The organism is Micromonospora sp. AB353, assembly GCF_049538395.1.
Classification (GTDB): Bacteria; Actinomycetota; Actinomycetes; order Mycobacteriales; family Micromonosporaceae; genus Micromonospora; species Micromonospora aurantiaca.
In genome coordinates this window covers 102696-115063 of record NZ_JBMVFV010000003.1, presented here as the reverse complement: position 1 = coordinate 115063, position 12368 = coordinate 102696, and the positions used below count along the sequence as shown (strand labels likewise).

Below are 12368 nucleotides of genomic sequence, written 5' to 3'. Positions count from 1 at the left end.
GTTCGAAGATTGTACTAGAACAAAGGTGGGATGTCACGTGTACGCCCCGACCGAACGCACCACCGCCACCCGCACCCGCGACCGGATGCACTACGACCGGGCCACCGCCCACGCGCTGCTGGACGAGGCGTACCACTGCGCGCTGTCGTTCACAGTGGACGGCGAGCCGCGCATCCTGCCGACCCTGCACGTGCGCATCGGCGACACGCTCTACCTGCACGGGTCCACCGGCAGCCGGCCGCTGCTCGCCGCCCGGGGCGAGGCCGGGCTGAGGGTCTGCGTCGCCGTCACCCACCTCGACGGGCTGATCTACGCCCGCTCCCAGTTCCACCACAGCGCCAACTACCGGTCGGTGGTGGCGCACGGCACCGCCCACCTGGTCGACGACGCCGGCGAGAAGGCGGCGGTGCTGACCGCGCTGGTGGAGAAGGTCGCCGCCGGCCGGTCCGCCGACAGCCGCCCGCCGAACCGGCGCGAGCTGGCCGAGACCGCCGTGCTGGCGCTGCCCCTGCGCGAGGTGTCGGTACGGATGCGCACCGGCGGCGTCAACGACGAGCCGGCCGACGAGGCGCTGCCGTACTGGGCCGGTGTGGTGCCGCTGCGGCTCACGCCGGGCCGCCCCGAACCCGCACCCGGCGTGAGCGCGCCGGTGCCGGCGTACCTGCGCTCGGCCCGCTCGCCGTGGCACGAACCGGCGCTGCTGCGCGGCGAGCACGTCGTGCTGGAGCCGCTCGACCTCGCCCACGCCGACGAGCTGTACGCCGCCACCGCCGATCCGGAGGTGTGGCGGCACCTGGGCGGTACGCAGCCGGCCGACGCCGCCGAGATGCGCCGGGTGGTCGCCGCCTACCTGGACGCGCAGGAACGCGGCGAGCAGGTGTGCTGGACCCAGCGCTGTGCCGTCACCGGCGCGGTGATCGGCACGACCTCCTTCTACGAGATCGACCCGGTCCGCCGGTCACTGGCGATCGGCTACACCTGGCTGGGCCGCCCCTGGTGGCGTACCGGCGTGAACACCGAGGCGAAGCTGCTCCTGCTGGGCCGGGCCTTCGACGACCTCGACGCGGTCCGCGTGGTCTGGCACACCGACATCCGCAACGACCGCTCGCAGCGCGCGATCGAACGGCTCGGCGCGAGCCGGGAGGGCGTGCTGCGACAGCACAAGCAACGCGCCGACGGCTCCTGGCGGGACACCGTGCAGTACTCGATGCTCGCGCAGGAGTGGCCGAATGCACAGGTCAGCCTGCGGGAAAGGCTTCGCCCGGCGGCCGGCGCGGCGTCATGATGTCCGGCGTGCTGGGGATCACCGACATCTGGACGTACGTGCTGGGCACCGTGGCGATCGTGCTGCTGCCCGGCCCGAACTCGCTCTTCGTGCTGGCCACCGCCGCCCGCCGGGGCGTGGCCACCGGTTACCGGGCCGCCGCCGGGGTGTTCGTCGGCGACGCGGTGCTGATGGTGCTCTCCGCCGCCGGGGTGGCCTCGCTGCTCCAGGCGTACCCCCCGCTCTACCTGGTGATCAAGTACGCCGGCGCGGCGTACCTCGGGTATCTGGGGCTGGCCATGCTGCGTGGTGCGTGGCGGCGCTGGCGCGACCGCAACGACCCGGCCACGCCGCGCCTGATCGACGAGGTGGAGCCGGCCGAACAGCGGGAGCCGTTCCGGCGGGCGCTGGTGATCAGCCTGCTCAACCCGAAGGCGATCCTGTTCTTCGTCTCGTTCTTCATCCAGTTCGTCGACCCCGGGTACGCGTGGCCGGCGCTGTCGTTCCTGCTGCTCGGGCTGATCGCGCAGGTCGCCAGCGCGCTCTACCTGACCGTGCTGATCTTCACCGGCACGTACCTGGCGGCCCAGTTCCGGCAGCGCCGGCGGCTGGCCGCGAGCGGCACCACGGCGGTCGCGGTGCTGTTCCTCGGGTTCAGCCTGAAGCTCGCCGCCGGCTGAGGTGTAAGGAAGGGCCCCTTCTTAACGCCTCCGGTAGAGCAGGGGCCCCTTCTTAACAACGAACACGCGCACACGCACGCGCTCACGTGCCGTCGCCGCCTCCGCCACCGCCTCCGATGCCCGCGCCGCCGGCCGTACCCCCGAGGCCGTAACCCGGCGCGACCGGACGGTCGGGCGGGCGGCTGACGTGCGCCGACTCGCGGATCGTGGCCGACCAGTCGGCGTGCGCGGCGGCGGCCGCGTGCCTGTCGATGGCGTGCCGCAGCCAGCCGTCCACAGTGGCCACCCAGTCGCGCTTGTCGGCACCGGCGTGCCAGACCCGGAACCGGCTGATGCTCTGGTGGGTGATCCCGGCCAGGGAGAGCCGCCGGTCCAGCCAGAGCAGCACCTCCATGCCGGCCGAGTCGGTCAGCATGATCATTTCGAGTTCGGTCATCGGGCCGGCGTAGAGCGGGGCGGCCCAGAAGCCGTACCACTGCTGGAACGGCAGCGTCTGCTCCACCCCCGGCAGCCGCCCCTCGCGCAGCCCGGCCTGCCGGATCGCGAAGCCGAGCGTGTCCAGCGCGGCGAGCACGTGCTCCTGGGCGGGCAGCGGGTGGATCAGCACCGGCACCATCGCGCCCTGGTCGACCTCCGGGTCCACCGACACCTCGGTGCGCAGCCCGGTACGCAGGCTCAGCAGCGGCACCCCGCCGTACGTGGTCACCGGCGACTCCCACGGCAGCGGCACGGCGAACTCGACGGCCCGCCGCCGTCCGGCCGGCACCACGAACCGTCCCGCGATCGTCCACGTCTGGAACTGCACCAGGCGGCGCGGCGCCTCCGGGTCCTCCGGTTCGACCTGGGTGACCAGCCCGAGCCGGATGTGCCGGACCGGTACGTCCGATCCGCCGGCGGCGAGCGTCACCCGGCCCGGCAGGCGCAGGCCCGGCCGGGTGCTCGGGTTGGGCAGCGTGGTGCTCACCGAGAGCCCGGTCCAGGCGGAGTCCCGCGACACGCCGGTCAACCGCATGCCGGGGCTTTCCCGCTGCCCGCCCGGCCATGCCCGACCGAGACGGCCACCGGCCGAGGGCCGCCCACCGCCCGCCGCCGGCAACGGACGCCCGCGAAGCCGACGCCGGAAGCGGAAAGACGCCGGGAAGCGGAAAGACGCCGGCCCGGCGAGGTGGTCTCCCACCTCGCCGGGCCGGTACGGATCAGGACGGTCAGCGCATCCGGCGGCCTCGCGGCACCGGGTCGGTCTCGTCGTCGAACTCGCCGATGACCTCCTCCAGGAGGTCCTCCAGCGCGACGAACCCGATCGGGCGGGTCGGCCCGCCACCGTTGCTCACCAGCGCGAGCTGCGCCTGCCGCGCCCGCATGGCGGCCACCGCCTCGGTCACCGACGCCTCGGCCGGCAGCGTGAAGGCGCTGGTCATCAGCTCCTCCGCGGTCGCCGGACGGCCGGTGGTGACGGCGCGCACCGCCTCGCGTACGTGCACCAGGCCGCACACCTCACCACCGGTGTCGACCACGGCGAGCCGGGACCGGCCGCTGTCGCGGGAGACGTGCTCGATCCGCTCGGCGGTCTCGCTCCGGCCCACCGTGACGATCCGGTCGAACGGCTCCATCACCTGGGCGACTGTGGTGCCCTGGAGTTCCAGCATGCTGGTCAGCAGCTGGTGCTGCTCGGCGCCGAGCAGCCCGTGCTCCCGGGACTGTTCCAGCAGGATGCGCAGCTCGTCCGGGCCGTGCACCTGGGCGAGCTGGTCCTGCTGCTGCACCCCGAACAGGCGCAGCATCGCGTTCGCGAGCCCGTTGAGCACGGACAGCACCGGCCGGGCGATCCGGGCGAACGCCCGGAACGGCAGCGCCAGCAGCATCGCCGAACGCTCCGCGTCGGTGATCGCCCACGACTTCGGGGCCATCTCACCGACCACCAGGTGCAGGAACGTCACGAGCGACAGCGCGAACACCAGCGCCACCACGTGGCTGACCGCCTCGGGCAGGCCGACCGCGTGCAGTAGCGGGCTGAGCAGGTGCTCGATGGCCGGTTCGGCCAGCGCGCCCAGACCCAGCGTGCACAGCGTGATGCCGAGTTGCGCGCCGGCCAGCATCAGGCTCAGCTCGCGGACGCCGTCCAGCGCCGCGCGGGCCGCCCGGCCGCCACCGGCGGCCGCCTGTTCGAGGCGGTACCGCTTGGCCGCGACGAGCGCGAACTCGGCGGCCACGAAGAACCCGTTGAGCGCCAGCAGCACCACGGAGAAGAACAACGCGAATCCGGGGCTCATGCGGAACCCTCCCCGGACACCGAGGCGGCGGGCCGCAGCCGCACCGAGTCGGCCACGTGCCGGTCCACCGCCAGCACCTCGACCAGCACCCGCGGGCCGCCGGCCGGCTCGTCGCCGTCCGTGGCGACCGGGATCTCCAGCCGGTCACCGACCTCGGGCACCCGGCCCAGCTCCCGCATCACCAGACCGGAGAGCGTGTCGTACTCGGGCGCCTCGGGCAGTTCGATGCCGGTGCTGTCGGCGACCTCGTCGATGCGCCAGCGCGCCGGGACCACCCAGGAGCCGTCCTCCTGCCGGGCCGCGGCCCGGTCCGGCGGGTCGTCCTCGTCGCGGATCGGCCCGACCAGTTCCTCGGCCAGGTCCTCCAGCGTGATCACGCCGGCGAAACCGCCGTACTCGTCGACCACGCAGGCGAGCTGCCGGTGCCCGGACCGCAGGCGGTCCAGCACCGTCGGCAGCGGCAGCGTCTCGGGCACCAGCAACGGGGGTACGGCCACCGCGTCGACCCGGGTGGTCGCGCGCTGCGCCGGGGGCACCCCGAGCACGTCGGCGATGCCGACCACGCCGACCAGGTCGTCGACGCCCTCGGCGCCGCGCACCGGGAACCGGGAGTGGCCGGTGTCCAGCAGCTCGACGATCCGGCTGACCGGTTCGTCGGCCCGGATGGTGTGCACGTCGACGCGCGGCACCATCGCCTCGCCGGCGGTCAGCTCGCGGAAGTCCAGACCCCGGTCCAGCAGGTCGGACATCTCGGCGTCGAGGTGCCCCTCCTCCCGGGACTCGGCGATGATCTGTTCCAGGTCCTTCGGGGTGGCGCCGCTGGGCAGCTCCTCGATCGGCTCGATGCCGATGCGGCGGAGCAGCCGTACGGCGGCCCGGTCGAACAGCGTGATCAACGGACCGGCGATCTTCAGGTAGATCAGGGTGGACCGGGACAGCGCCCGGGCGAGCGGTTCGGCCCGCGCGATGGCCAGGTTCTTCGGGGCCAGCTCGCCGAGGACCATCTGCACCACGGTGGCGATGATCAGGGCGAGGGCCACCGACAGCGGCAGCGACACCGAGCTGGACAGCCCGGCCACGCCGAGCAGGTCGGCCAGCCCGGCGCCCAGGTACGGCTCGGCGACGTAACCGACGAGCAGGGCGGTCACGGTGATGCCGAGCTGCGCGCCGGACAGCATGAAGGAGAGCCGCCCGGTCACCTCCAGGGCCCGGGCCGCGGCACGGTCGCCATCGTCGGCGAGCTGCTTGAGCTTGCCTCGGTCCACGGCGACGTAACCGAACTCCTGGGCCACGAAGTAACCGGTGGCGGCGGTGAGGACGGTGATGAGAAGGAGACCGACGAGGATCAACACGGGAGGTTCAGGGCTCCCGGGGTCGTCGGGGAGGGAATTCGCCGGGTATTACCCGGCCGGCTACTGCTGCCCTCCGGGGCAGGAGAGTCGATCATGCAGCCCATTTTATCGGTACCCGCTGGACGTTCGCTGAGGGTGCCGGGAAGCCTCCCGCACGTCCGGTTCAGCGTCCGGCCAGCTCGTCGGCGTCCAGCAGCGTCCGGTCGACCCGCCCGGAACGGTACGCGGCCCGGCCGATCATCTGCGCGGCCACCGGCGCGGTGGAGAGCTGGAAGATCGCCACCAGGACCAGCATGCCCAGGTCCGAGGGGGTACGCAGGCGCAGCGCCAGCCCGGCCAGCAGCAGCAGGACGCCCAGCACCTGCGGCTTGGTGGCCGCGTGCATCCGGTCCAGCACGTCCGGGAAGCGCACCAGCCCGATGCCGGCGACCAGGGCCAGCAGCGCCCCGGCCAGCAGCAGCACCCCGCCCACCCAGTCCGCGACCGCGCCGGCACTCATGATTCGGCCCGGACCGCGAAGCGCACCAGCGACACCGACCCGATGAAGCCGAGCAGCGAGAGCACCACCAGCACGGGCAGCGTGGTGGCGTGCCGGTTCACGGCGGCCTCCGCCCCCACCGCGGCGAGCATCGCCGACAGCAGCAGGTCGGCGCCGACGACCCGGTCGAGCAGGGACGGGCCGCGGTAGATCCGGGCCAGGGCGAGCAGCGCGGTGGCCGAGAGCAGCACGGTCAACGCGACGGCGAGCAGGACTGTCACGGGTGGTTCCTCCGTTCGGCGGGTTCGAGGTCGAGCCGGCGTACCTCGTCGGGAGATCCGATGGCGCGGACGATGCGCCGTTCGACGGCGAGCACGCGCTCGCGGCTGCCGGTGATGTCCTCGGGTCCGCGCACGTCGAGCACGTGCACGTAGAGCACGCCCGCGGCCCGGTCGACGTCGAGGATCAGCGTGCCCGGCACCAGCGAGATCACCTCGGCGGTGAGCGCCAGGTTGAGGTCGGTGCGCACGCGCAGCGGCACCGCGATGATCGCGCCGCGCGGGCGGTAGCCGAAGCGCAGCGCCAGTGCTGCCACGTGCACGCTGGCGCTGACCAGCTCCGCGACGAACGTCGCCGCGAACACCAGCAGCGCGCGGGGGCGGACCCGGCCGCCGAACGTGACCGGCGGCAGCGGGAAGAACAGCAGCACGGCCACGCCGACCACCAGCCCGGTGACGAGGTTGCCCCAGGACACGTCGCCCCACAGCAGCATCCAGGCGACGACCAGCCAGCCGAGCGCGACCGCCTGGTCCCGCCGCCGCCCGCCCCGGCCGACGGCCGGCGCGGGGGCGTCGGGGGCGGGTGCCGCACGGGGTACGCCGGTGGGCTCACCGGTCGCGCCCCCGCCCGGGGGCAGGTCGTCGGTCACGGCACGTCCCGGGGCAGGACCGCCCGCACGTACGGGGTGCGCTCGCGCAGGTCGGTGGCCGCGTCGGCGGTGACCTGGAACAGCGGCCCGGCCACCAGCGTGAACAGCACGCCCAGCGCCACCAGGGCGGTGGTCGCCCCGACCATCAGCCCGGGCAGCTGGGCCGGCGGGGTGGTGGTGGCGAGCCGGGGCTCCCGCCAGAACGCGATGTTCCACACCCGGGAGGCCGCGTAGAGCGTGAGCAGGCTGGTCAGGGTGCCCGCGGCAACCAGCACGGCGGGCAGCGTCCCGCCCGCTGCGACGCCCGCCTGGAGCAGCCCGAGCTTGCCGAGGAAGCCGGAGAACGGCGGGATGCCGGCGAGGTTCATCGCGGGGACGAAGAAGAGCACGCCGAGCATCGGCGCGATCCGCGCCAGGCCGCCGATCCGGCGCAGGTCGGTGCTGCCGGCGCGTTCCTCGACCAGTCCGGCGACCAGGAACAGCGTGGTCTGGATGGTGATGTGGTGCACCACGTAGAAGATCGCCCCGGACAGGCCGGCGACGCTGCTCAGAGCCACCCCGAAGATCATGTAGCCGATGTGGCTGACCAGCGTGAACGACAGCAGCCGCTTCAGGTCCGACTGGGCCACCGCGCCGAGGATGCCCACCACCATGGTCAGCCCGGCCACCACCATCAGCAGCGTGGCGACCTGGCCGCCGGGGAACAGCAGCGTCTCGGTGCGGATGATCGCGTACACGCCGACCTTGGTGAGCAGGCCGGCGAAGACCGCGGTCACCGGCGCGGGCGCGGTCGGGTAGCTGTCCGGCAACCACGCCGACAGCGGGAACACCGCCGCCTTGATCCCGAACGCGAGCAGCAGCGTCAGTTGCAGGGTCAGGCGTACGCCCGACGGCAGCGCGTCCAGCCGGCCGGCGAGCTGGGCCATGTTCAGCGTGCCGGTGGCCGCGTACACCAGCCCCACGGCGGAGAGGAACAGCAGCGACGACAGGATGCTGACCACCACGTACGTCGATCCGGTCCGCAACCGCACCTCGGTGCCGCCGAGCGTGATCAGCACGAAGCTCGCGGCCAGCAGGATCTCGAAGCCGACGAACAGGTTGAACAGGTCCCCGGCCAGGAAGGCGTTCGTCACGCCCCCCGTCAGCACCAGGTACGTGGGGTGGAAGATGCTCACCGGCGCGGTCTCGCTGGTCTCCCCCCGGCCCTGGCCGATCGAGTAGAGCAGCACGCACAGCGTCACCGCCGAGGAGACGAGCACCATCAGCGCCGCGAGCTGGTCCGCCACCAGCACGATGCCCACCGGCGCCGGCCAGCCGCCCACCTGCACCACCACCGGCCCGAACCGGTACGCCTCCACCAGCAGCACCGCCGCCACCACCAGGACGCTGGACAGGCAGAGCACGCTGATCGACCGCTGCAGGCGGGGCCGGCCGGACAGCACGAGGGTGAGCGCCGCGCCGAGCAGCGGCACCACCACCGGCAGCGGGACGAGGCCGCTCACGGGTTCTCCCCGTCCCGGCGCAACCGTCGACGGGCCGGCTCCGGGTCCACCTGTTCCGGGTCGCCGTCCGGGCCCTCGCCGCCGAGGTCCGCCGTGGACACCTCGTTGCTCTCGGCGAGGCGGACGATCTGCCGGTCCTCCAGGTCGTCCTGCACCTCGTCGTCGCCGCTGGTGTACCAGCTCCGGTAGGCGACGGCGAGCAGGAACGCGGTCAGCCCGAACGTGATGACCACTGCGGTGAGCACCATGGCCTGCGGCAGCGCGTCGCTCATCTCGCCCCGCGACGCGGAACCCACGAGCGGGGCGGCACCGGACCGCCCGCCGAGCAGGATGAGCAGGTTCACGCCGTTGCCGAGCAGGATGATGCCGAGCAGGATCCGGGTCAGGCTGCGTTCCAGCAGCAGCGTGACACCGGCGGCGACGAGCACCCCGACCGCCAGCACCAGCACCAGCGTCGGCCCGGCCGCCCCGCGAATCATGGTCGGCCCTCGCGCTGGACGACCAGACCCCGGCCGGCCTCGCCCGCCGCCTCCACGTGCCGGTCCACCTCGGCGCCCAGGCTGCGCAGGATGTCCAGCACCAACCCGACCACCACCAGGTAGACGCCGATGTCGAAGAACAGCGACGTGATCAGGTAGAAGTCACCGACCACCGGCAGCCACAGATTGACCTTCACGCTCTGGAGCACCTCGCCGGTGAGCGCCAGGCCGAGCACGCCGCTGCCGACCGAGACGCCCAGACCCGCGCCGAGCACCGTGCCGGCCCCGACCGGTGCCGCCTCGGCCAGCTCGTACCGGCCGCCGGCCAGGTAGCGCAGGGCCAGCGCGAGGCCGGCCACGAGCCCGCCGGCGAAGCCGCCACCGGGGGCGTTGTGCCCGGAGAAGAGCAGGAACAGCGAGAAGATCAGGACGGTGTGGAAGATCAGCCGGGTGACCACCTCGAACACGATCGACCGCCGCCGTTCCGGCAGCGTCTGCCCGCCGCGCAGCCACACCGTGCGCCGGTCCCCGGCGCGCATCGCGGCCGGTGGGGGACGGCGGGGACGCGGCCCGGTGCGGGACCGCTCGTAGATCAGGCTGGCCACGCCGGTCGCGGTGACCACGAGCACCGAGATCTCCCCCATCGTGTCCCAGGCCCGGATGTCGACGAGCGTCACGTTCACGACGTTGCGGCCGTACCCCTCGAGCAGGGCCAGGTCCGGGAAGCCGGCGGAGATCGACGGCGCCCGCCGCGCCCCGGCCGCGGCCAGCGCCAGACCGGCCATCACCACACCGGTGGCGATCCCGATGCCGCGGCGGACCCAGCGGCTGCGGCGCAGCGGACGGGCCGAGAAGCGCTCCGGCAGCCGCCGCAGCACCAGCACGAACACGGCGATCGTCGCGGTCTCCACGAGGAACTGGGTCAGTGCCACGTCCGGCGCGCCGTAGAGGACGAACATCATCGCGGTGCCGTAGCCGGTCACGCCGACGAGCAGCATCGCGGTGAGCCGGCGGCGCGCGCCGACCGCGAGCAGCGCGGCGACCGCGATCACCACACAGACCACGAGCTGGGCCGGGTTGTCCCAGACCGCCAGGTCGACCCGCCACGGCGCGGTGGCGATCATCGCCCCGCCCGGCACGAACACCAGCACGAGCAGCACGGTGCCGAGGTACTGCGGCAGCGACCCACGCTGGGTGGCACCGGTGACCTCGATGGCGAGCCGGTCGAAGGCGTGCGTCACCCACTCGTACCCCTGGTTGCCGCCCACCGGCGAGCGCAGCCGGGCCAGCGCGGGCGCCAGCGGGCCGCGGACCAGGTGCAGCACCACGCCGCCGGCCAGCACGAGGGCGGACAGGCCGAGCGCCGCCGTGGGTCCGTGCCAGAGCGCCAGGTGCTCCTCGACCGGCCCGAACAGCTCGGCGTACGGCTCGAACAGGCCGCTCAGCCACCCGGCCGCCGGACCGGCGGCGAGCCCCGCCACGGCGAGCAACGCCGGGGGTACGAGCATCGCGGCGGGCGGCCGGGCCAGCTCGGTGTCCGGCGTGCCGGGCCGGGTGCCGAACGCGCCCCAGAGGAACCGGATGCTGTACGCGACGGTGAGCGCGCTGCCCACCACCAGCACGGTCAGCACCAGCGGAGCACCGGTGAACGCGGCGAGCGCCGCCTCCTTCCCGACGAACCCGAGCAGCGGCGGCACCCCGGCCATCGAGGCGGCGGCAAGCGTGGCGACGACGGCCAGCACCGGCGCGGTCCGCCTGACCCCGGACAGCTCCCGCAGGTCACGGGTGCCGGCCTCGTGGTCGAGGATGCCGACGACGAGGAACAGCGCCGCCTTGAACAGGGCGTGTGCCGCCAGCATCGCGACCCCGGCCAGCGCCGCCTTCGGGGTGCCCGCGCCGAACACCACTGTCAGCAGGCCGAGCTGGCTGACCGTGCCGTACGCCAGCAGCAGCTTCAGGTCGGTCTGGCGCAGCGCCGCCCACCCGCCGATGACGAGCGTGACCAGTCCGGCGGCCACGGTGACCGGCCGCCACCCGTCGACCGGGGCGAGCACCGGGCCGAGCAGTCCGATGAGGAAGATGCCGGCCTTCACCATCGCCGCCGCGTGCAGGTACGCGCTCACCGGTGTCGGGGCGGCCATCGCCACCGGCAGCCACGCGTTGAACGGGAACACCGCGGACTTGGCCAGCGCCCCGGCGAGGATCAGCAGCACCGCGACGACCAGGTACCCGCCGCCGGGCAGCGGAGCCGAGGCCACCGCCGACCACCGGTAGCCCCCGGCGTGGTGGCCGAGCAGCAGGAACCCGACGAGCATGGCGAGCCCGCCCAGCGTGGTCACTGTCAGCGCCTGCGCGGCGGCCCACCGGCTGGACCGGCGCTCGGTGCTGTGCCCGATGAGCAGGTACGAGAAGACCGTGGTCAGTTCCCAGAAGACGTAGAGCAGCAGCAGGTCGTCGGAGACGACGAGGCCGAGCATCGCCCCGGCGAAGGCGACCATGACGGCGGCGAACCGGGCCAGCCCGATGGACCCGGGCGGGAAGTAGCGGGCGGAGTAGACCAGCACGAGCGCGCCGACGCCGCCGACGAGCAGCAGCATCAGCCAGGACAGCGTCGTGACGCGCAGCGCCACGTCGAGCTGGAGCTGCGAGATCCACTGGTACGTCTCGACCACTTCGCCGCCGTCGCGTACCGCCCCGGTGTGCGCCGCCGCCCAGACCGCCGTGGCGGCCGGGGCGAGCGCGAGCAGGAGGCAGGCGCGCGGACCCCACCGGCGGACCAGCAGCGGGGCGAGCAGCGCCGCCACCAGGTGCACGATCAGCAGGACGAGCACGCGTACTCCCGGTCGAGGTGACAGCGCGCGAACACGCTGGTGTCACAACCGATCACACGCCACAGAGGCACCGAACCGGGCGGTTTTCCCCAAAACCCACCCTTACCCCACCCGCCCACCCGGCGTGCACCCGCTCCATCGCCCGCTGATCAAGGAGTTCGTGTCCGGAAACGCGCCGGAACCCGCCGCGAACTCCTTGATCACCGGGGTGGTGGGGAGGCGCGGAAGGGCGGGGAGACAGGTGGGAGAGGGCGGTCAGGGGGTGGGGTTGGGGGTGGCCAACTGGTGGGCGGCGCGGTCTGCCGCGCGCTGGGCGGCGGCCAGGGAGCGCAGCGGCAGCCGGGCGTCCCGGCTCTCCCGGCGCTGGACGAAGTAGTGCACGGCAGCCCGGACCCGGGCGCGGTCGGCGGCGCTGGACCGGGCGGTCGCCAGGATCATCTCGCGCAGCCGCGCGGCGAGTTCCTCGGCCAGCTCCAGATCAGGACCGTGCAGCCCGGCGCGGAGCGCGGCCAGTCGACTGTCGACCTTGCGGATGAGCACGTCGGTTCCGGACCCCCGGCCTCGCTCCTCGACGGTCATCCACG

12 protein-coding genes are annotated in these 12368 nt (G+C 73.5%); 2 read left to right on the top strand and 10 right to left on the bottom strand.

Going from position 1 to position 12368, the window contains the following annotated elements:
• The first annotated feature begins 37 nt into the window (after positions 1-37).
• Entirely contained in the window at positions 38-1285 is a 1248-nt protein-coding gene (locus ACPCK6_RS02520) for a bifunctional pyridoxamine 5'-phosphate oxidase family protein/GNAT family N-acetyltransferase (RefSeq protein WP_318332996.1), read from the top strand.
• Positions 1282-1944, top strand: a complete 663-nt coding sequence (leuE, locus tag ACPCK6_RS02515; RefSeq protein ID WP_013284720.1) for a leucine efflux protein LeuE — start codon at positions 1282-1284, stop codon at positions 1942-1944. The genes ACPCK6_RS02520 and leuE overlap by 4 nt, the downstream gene beginning before the upstream one ends.
• An 82-nt stretch (positions 1945-2026) precedes the next feature.
• Here leuE and ACPCK6_RS02510 read toward each other — a convergent pair whose 3' ends face one another.
• The 10 genes from ACPCK6_RS02510 to ACPCK6_RS02465 all read right to left on the bottom strand — a co-directional run bounded on the left by ACPCK6_RS02510 (position 2027) and on the right by ACPCK6_RS02465 (position 12363).
• Positions 2027-2956, bottom strand: coding sequence for a sporulation protein (locus ACPCK6_RS02510; RefSeq protein WP_423480217.1), 930 nt, complete (start codon positions 2954-2956; stop codon positions 2027-2029).
• A gap of 193 nt (positions 2957-3149) precedes the next feature.
• Entirely contained in the window at positions 3150-4214 is a 1065-nt protein-coding gene (locus ACPCK6_RS02505) for a hemolysin family protein (RefSeq protein WP_318332994.1), read from the bottom strand.
• Complete coding sequence (locus tag ACPCK6_RS02500; protein WP_318332993.1) at positions 4211-5566, bottom strand: hemolysin family protein; 1356 nt, start codon at positions 5564-5566, stop codon at positions 4211-4213. The genes ACPCK6_RS02505 and ACPCK6_RS02500 overlap by 4 nt, the downstream gene beginning before the upstream one ends.
• A gap of 163 nt (positions 5567-5729) precedes the next feature.
• Positions 5730-6065, bottom strand: coding sequence for a monovalent cation/H(+) antiporter subunit G (mnhG, locus tag ACPCK6_RS02495; protein WP_423480216.1), 336 nt, complete (start codon positions 6063-6065; stop codon positions 5730-5732).
• Positions 6062-6325: an MrpF/PhaF family protein gene (locus tag ACPCK6_RS02490; protein WP_120571077.1), complete on the bottom strand. Its 264-nt coding sequence runs from the start codon at positions 6323-6325 to the stop codon at positions 6062-6064. Before ACPCK6_RS02490 ends, mnhG begins: the two co-directional genes overlap by 4 nt.
• The gene (locus tag ACPCK6_RS02485) at positions 6322-6972 is read right to left on the bottom strand and encodes a Na+/H+ antiporter subunit E (RefSeq protein WP_318332992.1); all 651 of its coding nucleotides are present in this window, start codon (positions 6970-6972) and stop codon (positions 6322-6324) included. Before ACPCK6_RS02485 ends, ACPCK6_RS02490 begins: the two co-directional genes overlap by 4 nt.
• Entirely contained in the window at positions 6969-8474 is a 1506-nt protein-coding gene (locus ACPCK6_RS02480; protein WP_423480215.1) for a Na+/H+ antiporter subunit D, read from the bottom strand. The genes ACPCK6_RS02485 and ACPCK6_RS02480 overlap by 4 nt, the downstream gene beginning before the upstream one ends.
• A complete protein-coding gene (locus ACPCK6_RS02475) occupies positions 8471-8953 on the bottom strand; it encodes a Na(+)/H(+) antiporter subunit C (protein ID WP_423480214.1) in 483 nt (160 codons plus the stop codon). The genes ACPCK6_RS02480 and ACPCK6_RS02475 overlap by 4 nt, the downstream gene beginning before the upstream one ends.
• The gene (locus ACPCK6_RS02470; protein WP_423480213.1) at positions 8950-11784 is read right to left on the bottom strand and encodes a Na+/H+ antiporter subunit A; all 2835 of its coding nucleotides are present in this window, start codon (positions 11782-11784) and stop codon (positions 8950-8952) included. The genes ACPCK6_RS02475 and ACPCK6_RS02470 overlap by 4 nt, the downstream gene beginning before the upstream one ends.
• Before the next feature lie 255 nt (positions 11785-12039).
• Positions 12040-12363, bottom strand: coding sequence for a hypothetical protein (locus ACPCK6_RS02465; RefSeq protein ID WP_318332988.1), 324 nt, complete (start codon positions 12361-12363; stop codon positions 12040-12042).
• Between the last annotated feature and the right edge of the window lie 5 nt (positions 12364-12368).

Coding starts and splice junctions, on each gene's coding strand:
- ACPCK6_RS02510 (WP_423480217.1), bottom strand. CDS start 2,956: ATGCGGTTGACCGGCGTGTCGCGGGACTCCGCCTGGACCGGGCTCTCG.
- ACPCK6_RS02475 (WP_423480214.1), bottom strand. CDS start 8,953: ATGATTCGCGGGGCGGCCGGGCCGACGCTGGTGCTGGTGCTGGCGGTC.
- ACPCK6_RS02505 (WP_318332994.1), bottom strand. CDS start 4,214: ATGAGCCCCGGATTCGCGTTGTTCTTCTCCGTGGTGCTGCTGGCGCTC.
- mnhG (WP_423480216.1), bottom strand. CDS start 6,065: ATGAGTGCCGGCGCGGTCGCGGACTGGGTGGGCGGGGTGCTGCTGCTG.
- leuE (WP_013284720.1), top strand. CDS start 1,282: ATGATGTCCGGCGTGCTGGGGATCACCGACATCTGGACGTACGTGCTG.
- ACPCK6_RS02465 (WP_318332988.1), bottom strand. CDS start 12,363: ATGACCGTCGAGGAGCGAGGCCGGGGGTCCGGAACCGACGTGCTCATC.